The 19,136-nt window shown below is 46.1% G+C and carries 15 protein-coding genes; 14 read left to right on the forward strand and 1 reads right to left on the reverse strand.

The window, feature by feature from the left end:
• Window position 1: 1 nt before the first annotated feature.
• The 11 genes from EMM73_RS10920 (at window position 2) to EMM73_RS10970 (ending at window position 14,174) form a co-directional block, all read left to right on the forward strand.
• A complete protein-coding gene (locus EMM73_RS10920) occupies window positions 2-907 on the forward strand; it encodes an ExeA family protein (RefSeq protein ID WP_261373383.1) in 906 nt (301 codons plus the stop codon).
• The gene (locus EMM73_RS10925; RefSeq protein ID WP_127686470.1) at window positions 907-2,142 is read left to right on the forward strand and encodes a tetratricopeptide repeat protein; all 1,236 of its coding nucleotides are present in this window, start codon (window positions 907-909) and stop codon (window positions 2,140-2,142) included. The genes EMM73_RS10920 and EMM73_RS10925 overlap by 1 nt, the downstream gene beginning before the upstream one ends.
• A gap of 4 nt (window positions 2,143-2,146) precedes the next feature.
• Complete coding sequence (locus EMM73_RS10930; protein ID WP_127686471.1) at window positions 2,147-3,916, forward strand: GspE/PulE family protein; 1,770 nt, start codon at window positions 2,147-2,149, stop codon at window positions 3,914-3,916.
• On the forward strand, window positions 3,916-5,133 hold the full coding sequence (locus EMM73_RS10935) for a type II secretion system F family protein (RefSeq protein WP_127686472.1): 1,218 nt from the start codon (window positions 3,916-3,918) through the stop codon (window positions 5,131-5,133). Before EMM73_RS10930 ends, EMM73_RS10935 begins: the two co-directional genes overlap by 1 nt.
• 104 nt (window positions 5,134-5,237) lie before the next feature.
• The gene (locus EMM73_RS10940) at window positions 5,238-5,888 is read left to right on the forward strand and encodes a prepilin-type N-terminal cleavage/methylation domain-containing protein (protein ID WP_127686473.1); all 651 of its coding nucleotides are present in this window, start codon (window positions 5,238-5,240) and stop codon (window positions 5,886-5,888) included.
• 33 nt (window positions 5,889-5,921) lie between these two features.
• Window positions 5,922-6,494, forward strand: a complete 573-nt coding sequence (locus EMM73_RS20465; protein WP_127686474.1) for a prepilin-type N-terminal cleavage/methylation domain-containing protein — start codon at window positions 5,922-5,924, stop codon at window positions 6,492-6,494.
• 11 nt (window positions 6,495-6,505) lie between these two features.
• Window positions 6,506-7,033 (forward strand): type II secretion system protein, encoded by a 528-nt coding sequence (locus EMM73_RS10950; RefSeq protein WP_127686475.1) that lies wholly within the window; start codon window positions 6,506-6,508, stop codon window positions 7,031-7,033.
• Window positions 7,024-7,653, forward strand: coding sequence for a type IV pilus modification PilV family protein (locus tag EMM73_RS10955; RefSeq protein WP_127686476.1), 630 nt, complete (start codon window positions 7,024-7,026; stop codon window positions 7,651-7,653). The genes EMM73_RS10950 and EMM73_RS10955 overlap by 10 nt, the downstream gene beginning before the upstream one ends.
• Complete coding sequence (locus EMM73_RS10960) at window positions 7,653-8,513, forward strand: PilW family protein (protein ID WP_127686477.1); 861 nt, start codon at window positions 7,653-7,655, stop codon at window positions 8,511-8,513. Before EMM73_RS10955 ends, EMM73_RS10960 begins: the two co-directional genes overlap by 1 nt.
• Before the next feature lie 43 nt (window positions 8,514-8,556).
• Window positions 8,557-8,955, forward strand: coding sequence for a pilus assembly PilX N-terminal domain-containing protein (locus EMM73_RS10965; RefSeq protein ID WP_127686478.1), 399 nt, complete (start codon window positions 8,557-8,559; stop codon window positions 8,953-8,955).
• A gap of 11 nt (window positions 8,956-8,966) precedes the next feature.
• Complete coding sequence (locus EMM73_RS10970) at window positions 8,967-14,174, forward strand: DUF6701 domain-containing protein (protein ID WP_127686479.1); 5,208 nt, start codon at window positions 8,967-8,969, stop codon at window positions 14,172-14,174.
• Window positions 14,175-14,261: 87 nt separating this feature from the next.
• On the opposite strand, the gene EMM73_RS10975 is transcribed toward EMM73_RS10970, so the two are convergent.
• Window positions 14,262-16,259 (reverse strand): hypothetical protein, encoded by a 1,998-nt coding sequence (locus EMM73_RS10975; RefSeq protein WP_127686480.1) that lies wholly within the window; start codon window positions 16,257-16,259, stop codon window positions 14,262-14,264.
• Between the two features lie 448 nt (window positions 16,260-16,707).
• Between EMM73_RS10975 and EMM73_RS10980 the strand changes: the two genes are divergently transcribed.
• From EMM73_RS10980 to mreD, 3 genes are read left to right on the forward strand one after another with little or no spacing between them, the layout of a single operon-like run.
• Window positions 16,708-17,751: a rod shape-determining protein gene (locus EMM73_RS10980; RefSeq protein ID WP_127686481.1), complete on the forward strand. Its 1,044-nt coding sequence runs from the start codon at window positions 16,708-16,710 to the stop codon at window positions 17,749-17,751.
• A 14-nt stretch (window positions 17,752-17,765) separates the two neighbouring features.
• Window positions 17,766-18,653: a rod shape-determining protein MreC gene (mreC, locus tag EMM73_RS10985; protein WP_127686482.1), complete on the forward strand. Its 888-nt coding sequence runs from the start codon at window positions 17,766-17,768 to the stop codon at window positions 18,651-18,653.
• The gene (mreD, locus tag EMM73_RS10990) at window positions 18,653-19,135 is read left to right on the forward strand and encodes a rod shape-determining protein MreD (protein WP_127686483.1); all 483 of its coding nucleotides are present in this window, start codon (window positions 18,653-18,655) and stop codon (window positions 19,133-19,135) included. Before mreC ends, mreD begins: the two co-directional genes overlap by 1 nt.
• Window position 19,136: the final 1 nt, after the last annotated feature.

Genomic DNA, 19,136 nt, shown 5'->3' on the forward strand with positions numbered 1-19,136 from the left:
TATGTTGTATTTACATCACTTCGGTTTACAGCAAGCTCCTTTTGGTTTGACACCAAACACGGCGTTTTATGTCGATTTGCCTCAACATCATGAAGCCCTGGAGGTGCTCAATACTGCCTTGAATGTTGGTGAAGGTTTCATCAAAGTAACGGGAGAGGTGGGCACAGGGAAAACGATGTTGTGCCGTAAGCTGATAAACGAAGCTGCAGCTGACTGGGTGATAGCTTATATTCCAGACCCTTCTTTATCTCCTGTGGAGTTACGCTGGGCTTTCGCCACCGAATTAGGCTTACAACAAGCGGGCACTATAGACAATCAGCAGTTAGTGCAGTTGTTACAGCATAGATTGGTTGCGCTTGCTGCAGAAGGCAAAAGGGTTGTGCTGATTATTGATGAAGCGCAGGCTTTGCCTGATGACACTTTGGAAGCTTTGCGTTTGCTGACCAATTTCGAAACTGAGCAACGAAAGTTATTGCAGGTGGTGCTGTTTGGTCAGCCTGAGTTGGATAAACGTTTAGGCAGTTATAAATTTCGTCAGCTGCGTCAGCGCGTCAGTTTTTCCTATTTTTTGCGTGGTATGTCTTTTTACGAAGTGCAGGCTTATGTCCAGGCCCGCGTCGATATAGCTGGAGTGCGCCAACCCTTATTTTCACCGGGTGCATTAAAGGCCATCTGGAAATACAGCAGAGGTATACCCAGGTTGGTAAATGTATTAAGTCACAAGGGCCTGATGCTGGCTTTTGGCGAAAATAAGCTGCAGGTTGATACCAGACATCTGAGTTATGCAGCTAAAGATACTGAGGATGTCCTGACTTATGGTTCTGGTTTGAGTTTGTTGGGGGTGGGCCTTTTGGTCTCATTACTGATGGTTGTTGCCGCTGCCTGGTATTTCAGGGAGCTTTGGTGATGAGTGTGATCAATAAAATGCTGCGTGATTTAGACAAGCAGCAACAGCAACCCCAGACCAGAGGTTTTGTCAGTTTTAAGCCTCAACGTAAATCACAGTGGCTGGTCTGGGCTGCAGTGCCTTTGGCGTTGTTGGCTGGCTGGTGGGGCCAGGCCTGGTATTTGAAGCGTATTGCCATCACAACACCGCAGGAGGTGCTTGCTGCTGAAGTGCCGAAGGATCAGCCAAATACGCTGGCTGTATTGACTGAGCTGATGCCTGCAGTGCAAAACTTAGCCGCATCAACAGCGCCTGCAGCTGCGACAGAGCAAGCGGTCAGCTTGCAGGATATAGTCGCTAATCGCGTTTTGTCAGAAACGGCGGCTGAGTCGCCCGGCACTCCAGCGCCACAGGCTGCAGTTGCAGATCAATTGCAAGCTTTTGCCAGTCGTGCTGTTGCAGAACCACGGGTTGTGCCGGTGCAAATCCTCGAACCAGCAGTAGAGGACAGTTCTTCTGACTCTTCAGCTGAGCTGCTGCTTCATGCGGAAGTCCAAATCAGTGAATTTGATCAGGCAGCGGAATTTGTACCAGAGCAGGACACTTTGCTGGAAACCCAGCGGGACCAGCAAGTAGTAGTAGAAAACAAACCCCGCTCTCTGGCTATTGAAAAAGTGCAGCTGAGCCCAGAACAGCAAAAAGACAGGCTGGTGCAACAAGCTAAAAAAGCCGAGTCTGTTGGCAATCTGCAGCAGGCGGTCAGTGGCTGGCAGCAAATCCGTCAATTGGAACCAGGATCCAGTCAGGCTTATTTAGAGTTATCCCGTCTTGCGCAAGTCCAGCGCAATGCAGCAGGAGCAGTACAGATCCTGGAGCAAGCCAGAGTAGCAGGCGTGCAAGATACTAAAGTATCTATGGCGTTAGCGGCTTTGGCGGTCAAGCAACAGCAGTGGAGCAAAGCATTGAGTTATTTAGAGGGCGAGCCTGAACTCTCTGAATTCATAGATTTTTATGCGCTAAAAGCCGCGGCTTTACAAAAAACACATCAGCATGCGCAATCAGTGCAGGTATTTCAGCAACTGGCCAGGCAGCAACCAGACCAGGCGCGTTGGTGGTTAGGCATGGCGCTGAGTTTTGATGCGATGCAACAACAGCCACAGGCTTTGTTAGCTTACCGTCAGGCAAGGGCAACAGGTGCTGGTTTATCATCAGCCAGCCTTGACTATGTAAACAAACGTATAGCGGCGCTAGAGTGATTCTATGTTAAAACCCAGACTAAAAATGCGGCTTGGTGACCTGTTGGTGCACGAAAACATCATCAGCGAACACCAACTGCAGCAAGCCTTAGCTCAGCAGCAAAAGACCGGCCGCAAGTTAGGCAGCAGTCTGATCGATATGCAGTTTTTAACTGAAGATCAGTTACTGCAGTTTTTGTCACAGCAGCTCAAAGTGGATTTGCTGGATATCAGCTCGCAGCAAATTGATCCCAAAGCTGTTGCTTTGTTGCCAGAAGTTCATGCCAGACGCTTTCGTGCCTTAGTACTGGAAGACAGGGGAGCCTCTGTTTTGCTGGGGATGAGCGATCCAGCTGATTTGTCCGTGCTGGACCAGATAGCGCCTATGCTGGCTCCAAAAGATATTTCTATTGCGATAGTGCGGGAAAGCCAATTAATCAGTGCCTTTGATCGCTTGTATCGCCGTACCAAACAAATTGAAAACTTTGCCACTCAATTAAAAGAAGAGTACGCCGAAACCGATATTCTGGACTTTGGTGCGCTAAACGACCCGACAGATAACGACAACACCATAGTCAAATTACTGCAGTCTATTTTTGAAGATGCTGTGCAGGTGCGGGCTTCGGATATTCATATTGAACCTGACGAAAAACTGCTGCGTATTCGCCAGCGGGTAGACGGTGTGTTGCAGGAAAACGTATTAAAAGAAGTCAGTATAGTGCCCGCTTTGGTGTTGCGGCTAAAACTGATGGCGCAGCTGGATATTTCGGAAAAACGCTTACCGCAGGATGGTCGTTTTCAAATCAAAATTAAAGGCCGCACCATCGACGTGCGTATGTCGACTATGCCAGTGCAGTATGGCGAGTCGGTGGTGATGCGTTTGCTGGACCAGTCGGCAGGTTTGCTGACGATGGAACAAACAGGCATGCCGGATGCGTTGCTGAAACGTTTGCGCCGCATTTTAAAAACACCCCATGGCATGATCCTGGTGACAGGCCCTACAGGCTCGGGTAAAACCACCAGCTTGTATGGCATGCTGAGTGAACTGAACAAAGAAGGTAATAAAATTATTACCGTTGAAGATCCGGTGGAATACCGTTTGCCCCGGATTAATCAGGTACAGGTGAACCACAAAATAGGCCTGACCTTCAGCAATGTATTAAGAACCAGCTTACGTCAGGATCCGGATATCATCATGGTGGGTGAGATGCGGGATCAGGAAACCGCAGAAATTGGTTTGCGTGGTGCTTTAACAGGCCACTTAGTGTTATCCACCTTACACACTAACGATGCTATCAGCAGTACCTTACGTTTAATTGATATGGGGGCAGCTGAGTATTTAGTCGCCAGTGCACTGCGCGCTATTCTGGCACAGCGCCTGGTTCGGCGTTTGTGTGCACATTGTAAAAAGCCCTACTCGCCGGACTCCTCCGAGATGAGTTGGTTGCAGCATAAACATATAGCAGCAAGCCAGCAGTTCTGGCGTGGTGAGGGCTGTCAAAACTGTAATTACACCGGCTATTCCGGCCGTATTGGTGTTTTTGAATTACTGGTGATGAATCGTGAACTGGCTGATGCGCTGCGCCGTGGCGATGCAGAGGGTTTTGCTGCAGCTACGCGTCAGAACGAAGGCTTCCGGCCTTTGGGCGATATGGCGCTGGATTATGCGATGCTGGGCCTGACCAGTATAGAAGAAGTCATTAAAGTATCTGAGTACCTGGAACTGGAAGAGCCGTTAAGTAGCCAACTAAGCACTGCTGACGCAGAAAACGCGACGCAACAGGGTGCTGACTAATGGCCACGTTCAGCTATACAGCAAGAGACAGGCAAGGCCAGGCTGTAAGCGGTAACGTCGAGGCTGGCAGCGAAGCTGCGGTAGCAGACATGCTGCTCAAGCGCAGCCAGATCCCGGTTAAAATTCAGCTTGTGCAAGAAAAGCAACAGAGCGTGGCTATTGTCTGGCCCTGGCAGTTGGTCAGTATGACGGAGCTGATTATTTTTTCGCGCCAGATGTACTCTCTGATGAAAGCTGGTATTCCTATGATCAGAGCCATAGTGGGTTTGGCCGACAGTACCAGTTCTGCTGCTCTGAATACTGTATTGCGTGATTTAGCTGAGCAATTGGAAAAAGGTCGCACTTTATCTGCTGCTATGGCACAGCATCCCAAAGTATTTAGTCGTTTGGTGGTGTCTATTGTTCATGTAGGGGAAAACACAGGTCGTTTGGACGAGTCCTTCTTGCAACTTTCTGGCTATTTTGAGCAGGAAATGGAAACTAAAAAGCAGGTAAAACAAGCAACCCGTTACCCGACCTTTGTACTTATTGCGATCACAGTGGCGATGGTAATTATGAATATTCTGGTTATACCGCAGTTTGCCACTATGTTTGCCAAATTTAATACCGAATTACCATGGGCCACCAAAGTATTGCTTGCCAGTTCCAGTCTTTTTATTAACTATTGGCAGCACATGTTGGCGCTTTTGTTAGCTGGGCTCTGGGCCTTAAGGCTGTACTTAAAAACAGACAAGGGCCGCTACCAATGGAGCTACTGGAAACTGAGAATGCCTCTGATGGGGACTATTTTAGTACGAGCAGGTTTGGGCCGTTTTAGTCGCTCATTTTCGATGATGCTCAGAGCTGGAGTACCTTTAACCTCAGCTTTAACCCTGGTGGCTGAAGCTGTTGACAACGATTATATGGCGGAAAAAATCCGTGAAATGCGCAAAAACATTGAAAGGGGTGAAAGTTTACTGCGCGTTGCAGTACAAAGTGAACTATTTACTCCTTTGGTGCTGCAAATGTTAGCCGTGGGCGAAGAAACTGGCCAGGTTGACGAGATGTTGACAGAAGTTGCCTCTTTTTACGAAAGAGAAGTGGCCTATGATTTGAAGGGACTTACAGCAAAGATAGAACCTATTTTGATTTCTGTTGTGTCAGCTATGGTACTTATTTTAGCTTTAGGTATTTTTACTCCGATGTGGGACATGCTCAACGCCTACAAAGGTGGTTAGTAAATAGTCATTGAAATGAAAGAAATGCAAGACAAGTTGATAATAGTGGGTAAAATAAACGCAATGCGCGTTAAACTAATAAATAAAGCGAGGGAGTTGACTTAATGAGAAGACAAAGTGGTTTCACTATTATTGAAATTATCATTGTAGTGATAATTTTAGGTTTATTGGCGGCAACGGCCTTGCCGCGGTTTCTGAATGTAACAGAGCGAGCTGAAGATGCCTCTATCGACGGTATAGCAGGTGGTTTTGCCTCAGCCGTTGGTTTAGTCCGTGGCCAGTGGGAAGTGGAAGGCAGACCTTCAGGAAATGGTTTTAACGGTATTGTCGATGCTACAAACCCGCTGGATACTACTAGTGTTGTGATTGACAATATACGTATTCTGGTTGATGGAACCAGTACAGCAGTGGGTATCAGTCAGGGCTACCCTACTGGGGCTGCTGACGACGATGCTGGCAGTGAAGTAGGTGATATCACTACCCTTCGTTGCCAGGAAATTTTAAATACGATTTTGCAAAATGGACCTCTGTCAATAGTGGCTATTAGCGCTACAAACCCAACACTGCAGGCCATTCGTGATTCTGGCGCAACTTTATTTGTGCAGGAAGGTGCTACAAGTACTGCTAATGTTTGTTTTTATTATCAGGTTGCAGGCATTGCTGCGAGGCCAGCTCCGGGTGACGAAGCTGGCCTGAACGGTTTTAAATATAATCCAGCTACAGGCAGCGTCGTTGTATTTAAGAATAAGAGTTAGTAAACAGATTTAATCTTTTAAAAGGGAATAGGTATGAAAGTTATCAATAAAAATCAGCAAGGTTTCACCTTAGTTGAACTGATTATCGTGATCGTAATTTTGGGTATTTTGGCTGTAACAGCGGCACCACGTTTTTTAAATTTCCAGGGTGATGCTAAAGCATCAGTGCTGGAAGGTGTAGCTGGTAGTTTGAAATCAGGCTTAAAGATAGTGGAAGGCAAAGCTATTATTGCTGGTTTAAATACGGCAGCATTAAGTTGTTTTGACACTGCGACCAATTCCGTTATTGCAGCAACAGGCACCACGCCTGCATGTGATACGGCCACTGGCTCTACTCAGGTTGCTCTTAACTTTGGTTCTCCTGCCATGAGTGTTGACAGTGTAAGAGCTATCGCTGAATTCACTGGTGATATTGCCGTTGTTCTTGTCCCTGCTACGCCAGAGGACAACACTGTGACTCCACCTGTAGCTGCAGTGCCTGCTTCTATAGTGATTGCCAACAATGCGACAGATGCAGCAGCTACAGGTTGTCGTGTTGTCTATACTCCGGCAACTGCTACAACTACTCCAGCAACAGTCACAGTGGACGCTGGGACTTGTAACTAAGACTTCAAGCGATGAAGTATCCAAAACAACATGGCTTTACGCTTGTTGAGCTGATAGTTGTGATGATACTGATTGCCATTCTTTCAGTGACTGCTTTGCCTAAGTTTTTGGGCAAAGCTGGCACTGAGGAAATTACAGTTCAGGATCAATTAATTGCTGTGTTGCGTTTGATGCAAAATCGCGCCATGCAAAATACAGCGCCTGACGCCTGTCATCAGGTGCTTTTTACCTCTACCCAACTAGGTTCAGCTGCGATCAATCCTTGTAGCGATACTTCGGCTTTTAGCCCTCAGCAGCAAAATGACGCTGATCAACTGCTTCTTTCTGATAGCGACATTAGGTTAAGTTTATTGAACGCCAGTAGTGATGGCAGCGAACTTAGCTCACCCTTGCGTTTTCGCTTTAATTCATTGGGTCAAGCCGTGACTGACACTGAGCCCGCAACGCGTTTTCACAGCGGCCTCAGAATTAGCATTAGCGGTGCTGTCAATGCTGCTGTTTGTATTGAATCTGAAGGCTATATTCACGCATGCAGTTAAAGCCTTTTCCTGTGCCTAAAGGTTTTACCCTGGTCGAAATTATACTGGGTATAGTGGTGCTTGCTATCGCTTTGCTGGTGATCACTGCGAGTCTTGGGCCTTTGTATAAGCAAAGCGCTGATCCCTGGCACAGGGTGAGGGCGGCTGAGCTTGGCCATAGCTTTTTAAATGAAATTCTGGCTCGCTCTTTTGATGAATATTCAGACCGGGCTGGTGGCTATTACCGCTGCGATGCGGGTGCAGAGCTGGGCTCTGTGCCTTGTACAACCCCGGTGCTTTCTGCTGACTCATTGGTTTTTCCGCCAGACTGTAGTGGAAGCAGCTGTGAAGAGCGGCTGAGTTTTGATGACGTCGATGATTTTAACGGCTTTAGCTCAAACGGCGTGGCCATTGCAAATATTATCTCTGAGTCATTAGCCAGTAGTTACCTTAACTACGGGGTTGCAGTCCGGGTTGGCTATGACGGTGATAGAGACGGTATTATGAATAACCAAAACTGTACTTTGGCGCCTGATCCCTATCAGTTTTGCCTGGAGCGACAGTTAAAACTGATAGTGGTAAGTATTACAACGCCCTCTGGCGAAACCATAGATTTTTCCGCTTACAGAGGAAATTGGTGATGCTAAGGGCTGCGCGGGGTTTTAGTTTAGTAGAACTGATTTTAGTGATTGTTCTGCTGGGTATAGTCTCTACGCTCAGCCTGAGCTATCTAAGTGGCGGCGCCGAAATGTACGCCCAATCTGCCGACCGCGAGCGTTTATTAAGTCAGAGCAGGTTTGTGATAGAGCGCTTAACCCGTGAGCTGCGTAATGCGCTACCCAACAGTGTAAGGATTTCTACAGACGGACTTTGTGTTGAATTTATTCCGCTGAAGTTTGCCGGGCGCTATACAGAACTGCCTGGTGTTAACGCCGCAACTGCTTTAGATATGACGTTTTTTAGCGGGCAAAGCAGCAGCCAGAGCGCGTTTTCCAGCTTGATTGCCGAAGGAGATTTCATCACCGTTTACCCCACACAGCCTGAACATTACTACAGTAAAGATCGTACCTTAGAGCTGAAAGGGGCGATAGCGGCTGACGAAAGCTCAGGGCAAAGAGTGACACTAGAGTTTAACTCTGTCACGGCCGCAGGTTTTCCTCAGGCTTCACCAAACCAGCGATTTTTTGTCTGGAGCTCTCCAGTCCGTTACTGTCTGCTGACTGAATCAAATTCCCAGACCCCAAACTCTTATCATATATATAGATTCAGTCATTATGGCGTTCTTGCTCAGGAGCCTCAGACGACTGATTTGGAAAGAGAGTCGGGCTCTTTAATGGCTATAGATCTTGTCTTTATTCCTGGTCAGCCTCTTGAACCTTTTACCTATTCAGATGGAGTATTAAAACGCTCTTCTGTGGTGCATGTTGTTTTGAGTTTTAGCAGTAATTTTGCGGATGATCTGTTTTTTAATCAGGAGATCCATATCCCCAATGTGCCCTAATAACCCCACTGGCTCTTTCAAAAGACAACAAGGCTCCATGCTGATGGTGGCACTGTTTATTATTGTGGTGATGGGGTTACTTGTGGCTGCGTTAAGCCGGTTAGTGATTAGTAGTTCAAGTATGGTTTCAACCGAAGTGTTAGGAGCAAGAGCATTTTTTGCAGCTCAAAGTGGTTTAGAGTTAGGTTTGGCTGAGCTTTATCCGCTACAGAGAAAAACTTCGGCTTCGGATAGCACTGCGATAGGCGAACCCATGGTGTGTGAAGTGAAAGACTATGTTTTTTCAGTAGCAGGTTTAGCGCAGTGCAAAGCTCAGGTTAGCTGTGTGGAAAGTGATGATACAAACACAGGGATCAGGCACTATTATCTGACCAGTATAGGTAGTTGCGGTGAAGGCAGCTATACCAGTTCACGAACCCTGGAGATGGAAGTGTGGCAGTAGTGGGTTACTAGATGAAAAATAATGTACTGTTAGTGCTGCTGATGTTGTTCTCATTTGAACTCTTTGCTGCTACCTATAATTTGCCATCAAACAGGCCTAGTGGTTGTAGCCGTCCTGGGAATGGACAAACCGTTAATTGTCCTGGCAATTTAACTCTGCAATGGGATGATGTCGTTAATGTAACCGGGACTGTGGTGTGGAATATTGCAGGTACTGCAAACTGGCAGAATGCTAAAATTAATTTGTCAGGAAACTCAGCAAATCTAACTATTAATGTTGGAGGTGACCTTACTACAGGTAATGGTTTTCAGGCGAAAGCTAATATTAGCGTAAATGATGAGGTTAATTTAAGCAGTTCTAATGTGCATACTGGTGATATAAATGCCCGAGTTATAGATACTGGCACTTCTACAACTATCAACGGTAATGTGCAATCGATTGAAGATGTATTGATTGGCAGCAATACGGTCATCAATGGTTCTGTGACTGCAGGACGAGACTTATTAACCGCTAGCTCTGTCACTATTAATGGGCCTGTAAGTGTTGTCAATAATTTCAACTTGAAGAGCAGTGGTAGGGTCACAGGTAATGTCTCAGCTAGAAATCTGACTATGGAGTTTTCCAATGGCCAAATTAATGGTGATGTTACTGTTGATCAGACGCTGGTTGTAAGTGGTAGTAGAATTATAGGTACAGTCTTTGCCAATCAAATTAGTTTGCCAAATGGTAATGGGCAGATAGAGGGGAATGTTGTAGCGAATGAGATTATCAGCATTGGCTTCGGTGGACAGGTTGTTGGTAATATAACTTCGCCTCATATAGAAAATAACGGCTCTATTACAGGTTCTACCTTTTGTGATACCTCCAATGGCCAGAGGCCCGCAAGCTGCACTGGGGCCAATAACCAATTGTCCTGGAACTTTAATGAGAGTGAATGGACCGGTGCTGTTGGCGAGGTGCTAGATTCATCTGTGTATAATTTGCATGGCCGAGCGAGCAACGGAGCTTTTACTGCAGACCTCGTGCCTGCACTTGCCACAACTAATGGTTTGGGTACTTGTGGATATGGTAACTTTACCGGAACTGGGGTTTCAGTAGGGTCTAGCTTGGTTACAGCCCCTAAAAGCTCCTATATAAATAACGCAAATAGTTTTTCGGTGGCGTTTTGGGTTAAATCTTCAGGTACATCAGGCCAGATCTATATGGCGTACGGTAAAAACAATACCGCCAGTAGCAACAGATTTGTCGTATATCGGAACAATAGTAACAGACTGGCTTTTAGCGTGATCATGAGAGACGGGACACTCAGGACTGTCACTCGTACCGACTCTACTGTATCCAACGGTGCATGGCACCATGTCGTTGCGGTATATAGTTACTCCAATTCTGAATTATCTTTGTACTTAAATGGCAATAGGCAATCATTAGATTTTAACCACGCAAATAACGATGCACGAACTCCAATAGATATCAGTGCAGATTCTGCTGCAGCCTTTGGTATAGGCGCTTATCCTGATTCGACTTATGGCATGACGGGACAAATGGATGAAGTCCGCTTTTTTAATCGCGTACTAAACACTTCAGAAATAAATGCTTTGCGAACTGAGACGTCCAGTTGTATTAGTGCTGAACCTGTCTTGTCCTGGAGTTTAAACACTGCAGCCTGGACTGGTGCAAGTGATGAAGTACTTGATACCTCTGGCAACAGTTTAAACGGCCGCACATACAATGGTTTGTTATCTTCAATTAGTGTGCCTGCTCTTGCTGATGATCCTGGTACCTGCGCGTTTTCTCAGTTCAATGGTTCAAATCAGTATATTGCGGTGGCAGATAACGACAAGCTGGATATTACTGACGAATTAACAGTAGCTATTTGGGTGAGACCAAGAGCTTATCCTGGCTCAGATTTAATGACTATTTTGTCGAAAGATACTAACTACGAGTTCCATTTAACTCCTGCAGGAAAAATATATTGGTGGTGGCATGATCAAGACGGAATCGCAAGGACTTTGACCAGTGATGCCAGTGTGCCGTTGAATCAATGGACCCATGTCGCTATTACCTATAAAAATGGCGTCCAGCGCATTTTTATTAATGGCAATGCAGATATAAATACCGCTAGTTATACAAAGAAACTTGCTACTAACAATCTTGCTCTGGAACTAGGCCGGGATAATGTTGCTAATCGTTATTTTAATGGCGATTTAGACGAAGTGCGCATTTATGCCAAAGCTCAGAGTCAAAGTAAAATTATCGAAATAATGCAGGAGCGCAGTAGTTGTAGTGTGATTGCCAACTGTTTGATAACAGAGGAGTTTAACAACTACAACCAATGGTACAGAACAGTTCGTAGTGGCAGTGTGCCTGAGCTAGTGAATGGTCGATTGCAATTAACCAACAACGAGCCAAATCAATCGACCTCTATCACCTTTCGGCAAGGTTTTCCTACTACTGGCAATAAGCTGATTATAGAATTCGATCATTTTGCCTATGGTGGCAACGGTGCTGATGGTATAGGTTTAGTCTTGTCTGACGCAACTATGACGCCAGTTCCTGGTAGCTTTGGTGGCAGTTTGGGGTATGCTCCGCGCAGTAATATCAGTCCTGTTCAACCGGGTTTTGCCGGAGGCTGGCTAGGCGTTGGCTTTGATGAGTTTGGTAACTATGCCAAAGCAACTGAAGGCCGAACCGGTGGTGTCGCAAATAACACCGACAGCGCTCAAGCTATAGGAGTTCGCGGTGCAGGTGTCGGAACCTCTGGTTATTCTTGGCTGGGCTGGAGCGGCAAACTTGCCCGTAGCCTGAGTATCAGTGGCAGCACCCCGGGTCGGGGGGATAGGTTCAGAATCACTATTGATACTGCTACAACAGCCAATCAGGTGGGTTTTCGCTTGCAAAGACGTGAGGCTACGGGGAGCGTCTTTACTGACATATTAAATTCATCCAATGTGAATTTGGCCAGCCAGCCAGCAATGCCAGCTAATTTTTTGCTCTCTTTTACCGGTTCGACAGGGACTAATACCAATTTTCATGCTTTGGATAATGTACAAGTCTGTAGTTTTAAAGCCCCTGTTCCTGTGGCTATAGGTGAAGAAAGTATTCATCATTTTGAGCTTAGTTATGGCAACTCTTCATTGACCTGTAATCCAACTGAAGTAACGGTTAAGGCGTGCGCAAATGCTGCCTGCACGCAACTTTATGCAAATCAGGTTTCGCTACAACTGACTGCAAGTAATGGCGCTGTGTTTGAGTCGGCAGGCAATATCACTTTTACCGGTAGTCAAAGCATCAACTTGACGAAAACCCTGGCTGGTTCAACTATCATAGGTATTCAGGCTGGTTCGGCTTCTGTGTCTACAACAAATGCTCTGCAATGTAAGCAAAACGGAGTAACAAGTAATTGTTCTCTGAGTTTTTCCGATAGCGGTTTTGTATTTGATGTGCAGGATATGATTGCCAATCAGCCACAAAATGTACTGATCCGCGCTGTGCGCAAGGATAATTCCAGCCAAGAATGTGTGCCTGGTTTTAAAGATGTCACCAGACCCGTCAGACTTTGGTCGGATTATATGGACCCAAATGCATCAGACAGACCTGAAAGTCGCCCGGTTTTAGTGAATGCAACAGCTATAGCTCAGAGCTTGGGTTCAGCTGTCGCTCAAAATCTGGCGTTTAATTCCAGCGGCCAGGCCACTATAGCGCTGAATTATACAGATGCTGGCCAAATGCAACTGAATGCTCGTTATGATGGTTCGGCATCCAGAGGTGACAATGGGCTGCTGATGACAGGTTCGGATCAGTTTATAGCCCGTCCTGCAGGTATTTGCATTCAGGAAGGCAATGGCAGTGCTGCGCCTGTGAGCTGTGGCTCACCTTATAGCAATTGTGCGGTATACAAAAAAGCAGGTGAAAGTTTTAATCTGTCCCTTATTGCCAAAGCTTCTGCGAATAATGGCGATACCAATATCTGTGCGAATCCAATCAGCACACCAAACTTTAAGCTCGATGCTATTGCGTTATCCCATGCTTTGCTCTCCCCCCTAGTAGCTGATGGTGCCAGCTCGGGTATGCTTGGAGTCGCATCTTATAACCATGAACAGTCTGCTGGTGGCTTAGTTACAATAACCCAAACGGCCTCTGAAGTGGGAGTCTACTCTTTTACTGCAACCCCTGTTGTGAACAGCTACTTTGGTTACACCATTGCTCCTGCAACCAGCGCTCCTGTAGGGCGTTTTACTCCTGCTTATTTTACTGCAACAGTAAACACACCTGTGCTGGGCGCCTGTAACTCAGCAAATGCGGATCCGACTATAGCTAAGTTTGCTTATTTGGCACAACCTTTGAGCTATCAGATTTTCCCTCGTGCTACCTTAACCGCAAAAAATGTGCAGAACCAAACAACCCTGAACTATGGTCTTAGCTTTTTCAAAGCTCAGTCCATGACTGCAGCTTCAGACGTTGCAATGCTTGGTGCGACCAGCTACACCACTTTAAGTACTGTAGCAACGCCTTCTGCGGTGAGCAGAGGCCAGCTGGAGCCAGTAAATTATGATAATTATGATGGCTTGTTTGACCTGGCGATGAGTGATGTAACCACACTGCCAGCCAGCGCTGAACAGCTTAGTTTTGCCCGAACTCTGCCTTACAGCCCGCCAATTGTAAGTTCTGCTTTAGGTTTGACGCTGAACTTAGCGGATAGCTTTGTAAAAGACAGTGATGGCATTTGTGTCAAAGCTGCAGATAATACTGCTTGTCTGCCTGTTACTTTTAGCACTATCACTGTGCCAGAGTTAAGGTACGGACGTTTGCGCCTGACGGGTGGTTCTGCAGCAGAATCTCATCCGACAAATTCTGTATCAATACCTGTGAGCTTATCTGCAGAGTATTGGAATGGTTCCGGCTTTGTTGTTAATACTGCAGATAATTGCAGTGGAGTGAACTTTGCGAATTTGACGGTGGAGTCTGGTCTTGGCAAGACTGGTGCTATTGGATATCTTAGTGGCGGGCAGAGTGCCGCTAGTAGTTTATTTGTTGAGGTGCCTGCAAATACCCAAGGCAGCTGGCCAGTGTTTTATAGTGCTCCGCCATGGCTGCAGTTTGACTGGCTAAAAGAGCCTGTGGGTCAGCCTCTACTGTTGGAAAATCCTGCTGCGGAAGTCAGCGTAGGCCGTTTTCGCGGCAACAAGCGTCAGATTTTTTGGCAGGAAAAACTCAATTAACCTGATAAAAAAGGCAGATTGATAAAATCTGCCTTGCACGAGCAATGGACTTTTCCACCTTGACGGTATTGCCTAAGTGAGGTCTAGTCAGAGCACCAGCGCTACACTGGAGTTAATCCGGATAGAAGCCTTAATTTTGGTTGAGCCTCCTTCACAATGCTGCACCAGGTCCATGGCTAATACGTCTAATTGAGGTGAATTTTCATCACCGCTATAGGCAATTTCATGAATGGTAAACTCGCCTCTTGAGGTATTACAACCTCTGCCATTGCCACTAAAATCAAGGCCTGCTGTATTAAAAGGTTGAAAGGGGTAACGGCTGGCTCCTGTGTAGTGGCCGGCGGCTAAAGGAATACCGTTGGCTGCAGAGAAACTCAAGCTCCAGTTATAGTTTTGGTTATTTTCGCTGTATTCAACACTTGCTCTTACCGCATTCCATTGATTAAACATGCTGAAATAACTAACAAAACTACCCTCTGTTTGATGTAAAACTGTCTGACCCGCGCCAATATAGTCACCGTCGTCACTTGTAAAATACAAAGTATTCAGTCCTTGAGTATAGGGTGACAACTGCAAAATATCAGAGGCCGAGTTACCTTTACTATCAGTCACAGTCAGTTTTACTAAAGGCTTTTCTTTTGGGGTGGACCCTGTGTAATAAAAACTGGTTTCTTTGTTATTGGGCGAGCTAAATACCAGACCTGTAGTTGTGACTTCTGACCAGTGATATATCAGTGCAAGACCGGTTCTTGATTCTGATTTTTCCGCTGAAAGTTGCGGATACTGGTCTTTAGCAAAGACAGTAGTGCTGGCCGTAATCTCTGCTTTTACAGCGTTATTGCCTTTAAATTTGTCCCAGTTTGCGACTGCAATGCTATAGCCCTTGGCGGATGTAATCTCAAAATAGCTAAGACGATATTCTTCGTCGTATTCCATGCCTTCGGGTATAAACAGTATCAGTTGAGAACCTTTGATTTGATACTCAAGAGGAATATTGGGAGTCGTCCAATTTCCCTCCAAAAAAAGATTCAGATCCTGGGATGGCGCTAATTCGCGGGAGAATTGTAGTATCACTGAATCATTTGCATTGAGGCGTGACAATTTTTCCGGTTGATAAAAACCACTAAACGCAAAATTATCGGCTCTGAACTCTGAAAAATAGTGAGAATTCAGTCCTGGCCATGACCATAACACTCCTTCAATCAGGCTAGTCCAGTGTGTGCTTGCCGGATTTGAAACGCCACTAAAGATGATATTAGCGAGGTAGGAATTTTCAACGTAATTGGCCTTCACTTCTAACTTGTTATTCTTTATGTCTGTAATGCTAATAGCCCCTTCATGGGGATACTCGCCGACATAGCCGGAAAAGGCTGTACTGCTGGCAATTTTTAAGCCGCTCTGAAAGCCATCTACCGTTAAGTCTGTTTGAAAGGATGAGGTATACAAAGCTGTTTTGATATTGAGTTGATGATTGAGAACTGTATTGCTCAGGCTGTAAACACCCTCACCTTTAAAGTTGAATCTTAGTTTGTTGTTGATCAAAACAGGTTTGATTGAATACAGATCGGCGCTTTCGGTGATAGTTAGCTCAAAAGGGTCGACCACAACTATGGCTGGCGAAGAACTGATTTCAAGGCCATGAAAATTCAGTTGGAGTTTCACATTGGTCGCAGTGGACTCTGCTTTTACACTAATCACAGCAGCACCATTGAGCACTTCGTCAAACTCTGTAACCAGACAATCTTTGAAGGTTTCGGTGATCACTGCACCCGGTGTGGCCTGACCTGAAGCAGAGATGGCGCCAGTCCAGTCGATAGAGCGTATACCTCCATTGCTGCACACAATATCCTGCTTGCGGTCTGTTTCACTTAGATTACGGATCCTGCCATAGCTATAATGGCTGAGTTGTAACAGTGCTTCTTGAAAAGCAAAAGCTATAGGTGTCACGTCCTGGTAGTTTTCTGCTGTCAATAACAAATCCGGCTGCTTGGATACCGGAGGCGCAGTAGGTGTTGAATCACCAGAACCGCCGCCGCAAGCAGACAGGGTCAACAACATAGTTAAAGCAAAAACATTTTTCAGCATAAGTACAGACATCCCTGTATAAAATAAAAAACATTATCTTAATAGGTTTTATACATGTACACCAAGATAAATTCCTGCGAGGCATGAAGTAGCTTGAGCAAGAGACAGAGGGTATTTGCGTGAGGTGATCGAGTTCGGTGGGGCAAGCCAGGCAAATTTCGCTTGAAAACTCTGCCAGTCAAGGAGCAAATCTGTCTCCGATTTTAGGTCGGTTTTGCCGCGGCGGCTGCAAGTTCCAGCCAGAGAGTATTTATATTCTTCCTGCCACAAAACTTAACTGCTTTTACCTTGTCTGACTGCGAAACATTTGGCTTTTCAATAGCTTTGGTTTAATTTGGTAAAAACTAAAGATAAAGCTATTTTCTTGGCGTTTTGTTACTTAAAATAAGCGACATTATTTTGGGCACCTTGTGTCACCACCTCTTAGTTAAAAGGATTAGTCTGTTCCATGTTCAATAAACTGCGTGGTCTGTTTTCAAATGATCTGTCGATCGACCTGGGGACAGCCAATACACTCATCTATGTAAAAGATCAGGGCATAGTCCTGAACGAGCCTTCAGTAGTTGCTATTCGTCAGGAAAGAACTGGCGGACCTAAGAGTGTTGCGGCCGTCGGCCACGCAGCTAAGCGGATGCTTGGCCGTACTCCTGGCAATATTAAAGCCATTCGTCCAATGAAAGACGGTGTCATCGCCGACTTCTATGTGACAGAAAAAATGCTGCAGCATTTTATCAAACAAGCGCACAGCAACAGCTTCCTGCGTCCAAGCCCTCGCGTACTGGTCTGTGTGCCTTGTGGTTCGACCCAGGTTGAGCGTCGCGCTATCCGTGAATCAGCTCAGGGTGCTGGTGCTCGTGAAGTCTATTTAATCGACGAGCCAATGGCCGCTGCTATTGGTGCAGGTTTGCCTGTGTCTGAAGCTACAGGTTCTATGGTGGTAGATATTGGTGGTGGTACCACTGAAGTAGCTATTATTTCTTTGAACGGTGTGGTGTATTCCTCATCAGTTCGTATTGGTGGTGACAAGTTTGACGACGCGATCATCAACTACATCCGTCGTAACTACGGCATCCTGATTGGTGAAGCCACGGCTGAACGTATCAAAACAGAAATTGGTTCTGCCTACCCAAGCGACGAAATTCTTGAAATCGAAGTTCGTGGTCGCAACCTGGCCGAAGGTGTACCACGCAGTTTCACTATGACCAGCAACGAAATTTTAGAAGCCTTACAAGAGCCTCTGGCTGGTATAGTTTCTGCTGTAATGGTTGCACTTGAACAATCTCCGCCAGAGTTGGCGTCTGATATTTCAGAACGTGGCATGGTATTAACAGGTGGTGGCGCTTTATTGCGTGATTTAGACCGTCTGCTGATGGAAGAAACCGGTATTCCTGTGGTTGTAGCTGACGACCCGCTGACCTGTGTCGCTCGTGGTGGTGGTAAAGCTTTAGAAATGATCGACATGCATGGCGGTGATGTGTTTAGTTACGACTAACAAGTCAGTCCTGAATGAAACCTATCTTTGAGCGTGGCCCAGCACTGCCATTACGACTGTTTTTTGCAGTCTTATGCAGCGTTGGGCTGATGACGCTGGACAGATTTACCGACAGCTCCACTCAGTTGCGCAGTTACCTGACTGCAACTGTGAGTCCCTTATATTATTTGGCTAATTTACCTGCGGCCATGATGTCTGATGCCTCCGAACAATTTATGTCACATCAACGTTTGCTGGAGCAGAACGAGAAGCTGCGTGAAACTTTGCTGCGACAAAACACTCAGATGCAGCGTCTGCAGTTTTTGCAGCAGGAAAACGATAAGCTGCGCTCCCTGTTAGGTTCAGTGCCTGTTGCAGAGAGTAAACGTCTGGTAGCGGAGGTGCTCGCTGTTTATAGTCATCCCTTCAGTAATCAGATAGTACTAAACAAAGGCAGCAACGATGGTGTTGTGGCTCAGCAGCCTTTGATTGATGATTTAGGCGTATTGGGTCAGATTGTTAGTGTGGGCCCTACCAGTAGCCGTGCTTTATTGATTTCCGATACCACTCATGCCATTTCGTTGCGGGTAGAGCGTAATGGCGATCATGTCGTGGCTGAAGGTTTGGGGCAGTCCGATGAAGTGCGGTTGATGCATATTCCACACAGTGCTGATATTCAGCAAGGAGATAAGCTGATTACGTCTGGTCTGGATGGTGTTTTCCCTGAAGGCTATCCTGTGGCCGAAGTAGTGCGAATTACTCGTAATGCACAGCAGCCGTTTTTACAGGTGTATGCCAGACCTTATGCTCAGTTAGACCGTATTCGTTATGTATTGTTGGTTTGGCCGAAAGCGAAACCAGAAATTGATGAACAGATAGCACCGCCTGATGCCGAAGCTGCTGCCGTGGCAGGAGATTTCTGATGGAAAAGTCGCATCGTTTGTATCTGGTGTATTTGTCTCTTATGTTTGCCCTGGTATTGGCTGTGGTTCCTTTGCCTGCGGTTGTAAAGCTGTTTCGACCTGACTGGCCTTTGCTGGTGTTGTTTTATTGGTCTTTGGCTTTGCCGTTTCGCGTCAGTATAGGTACAGCTTTTGTCACAGGTTTTTTGCTGGATGTGTTGGTAGGCACTGTGCTTGGTGTTAATGCGCTGGCCTATTCTGTGATTATTTACTTTTGTTCAGCACATCATTTAAAAATCCGTAATTTCTCCATTTTGCAGCAAAGCTTAGTGATAGCCCTGTTTCTGGCTTTTTATCACTACTTTATTTTTTGGTTGAGTCACTTCTTAACAGGTGTTGTCTTTACCATGGCGTATTTGTGGCCAGTAGTCACAGGGGCTGCAGTGTGGCCGTGGATTTTTTGGTTACTACGCCGTATCCGTCGCCAGTTTAAAATTCATTGAG

It is taken from the genome of Rheinheimera sediminis (assembly GCF_004005375.1).
Classification (GTDB): domain Bacteria; phylum Pseudomonadota; class Gammaproteobacteria; order Enterobacterales; family Alteromonadaceae; genus Pararheinheimera.

Excerpts from the sequence above, each read along its gene's own strand:
- EMM73_RS10930 (WP_127686471.1), top strand. The coding sequence starts at position 2,147 with ATGTTAAAACCCAGACTAAAAATGCGGCTTGGTGACCTGTTGGTGCAC.
- EMM73_RS10960 (WP_127686477.1), top strand. The coding sequence starts at position 7,653 with ATGCTAAGGGCTGCGCGGGGTTTTAGTTTAGTAGAACTGATTTTAGTG.
- EMM73_RS10920 (WP_261373383.1), top strand. The coding sequence starts at position 2 with ATGTTGTATTTACATCACTTCGGTTTACAGCAAGCTCCTTTTGGTTTG.
- EMM73_RS10965 (WP_127686478.1), top strand. The coding sequence starts at position 8,557 with ATGGTGGCACTGTTTATTATTGTGGTGATGGGGTTACTTGTGGCTGCG.
- EMM73_RS10975 (WP_127686480.1), bottom strand. The coding sequence starts at position 16,259 with ATGCTGAAAAATGTTTTTGCTTTAACTATGTTGTTGACCCTGTCTGCT.
- EMM73_RS10980 (WP_127686481.1), top strand. The coding sequence starts at position 16,708 with ATGTTCAATAAACTGCGTGGTCTGTTTTCAAATGATCTGTCGATCGAC.
- EMM73_RS10955 (WP_127686476.1), top strand. The coding sequence starts at position 7,024 with ATGCAGTTAAAGCCTTTTCCTGTGCCTAAAGGTTTTACCCTGGTCGAA.
- EMM73_RS20465 (WP_127686474.1), top strand. The coding sequence starts at position 5,922 with ATGAAAGTTATCAATAAAAATCAGCAAGGTTTCACCTTAGTTGAACTG.
- EMM73_RS10950 (WP_127686475.1), top strand. The coding sequence starts at position 6,506 with ATGAAGTATCCAAAACAACATGGCTTTACGCTTGTTGAGCTGATAGTT.
- mreC (WP_127686482.1), top strand. The coding sequence starts at position 17,766 with ATGAAACCTATCTTTGAGCGTGGCCCAGCACTGCCATTACGACTGTTT.
- mreD (WP_127686483.1), top strand. The coding sequence starts at position 18,653 with ATGGAAAAGTCGCATCGTTTGTATCTGGTGTATTTGTCTCTTATGTTT.
- EMM73_RS10940 (WP_127686473.1), top strand. The coding sequence starts at position 5,238 with ATGAGAAGACAAAGTGGTTTCACTATTATTGAAATTATCATTGTAGTG.
- EMM73_RS10970 (WP_127686479.1), top strand. The coding sequence starts at position 8,967 with ATGAAAAATAATGTACTGTTAGTGCTGCTGATGTTGTTCTCATTTGAA.
- EMM73_RS10935 (WP_127686472.1), top strand. The coding sequence starts at position 3,916 with ATGGCCACGTTCAGCTATACAGCAAGAGACAGGCAAGGCCAGGCTGTA.
- EMM73_RS10925 (WP_127686470.1), top strand. The coding sequence starts at position 907 with ATGAGTGTGATCAATAAAATGCTGCGTGATTTAGACAAGCAGCAACAG.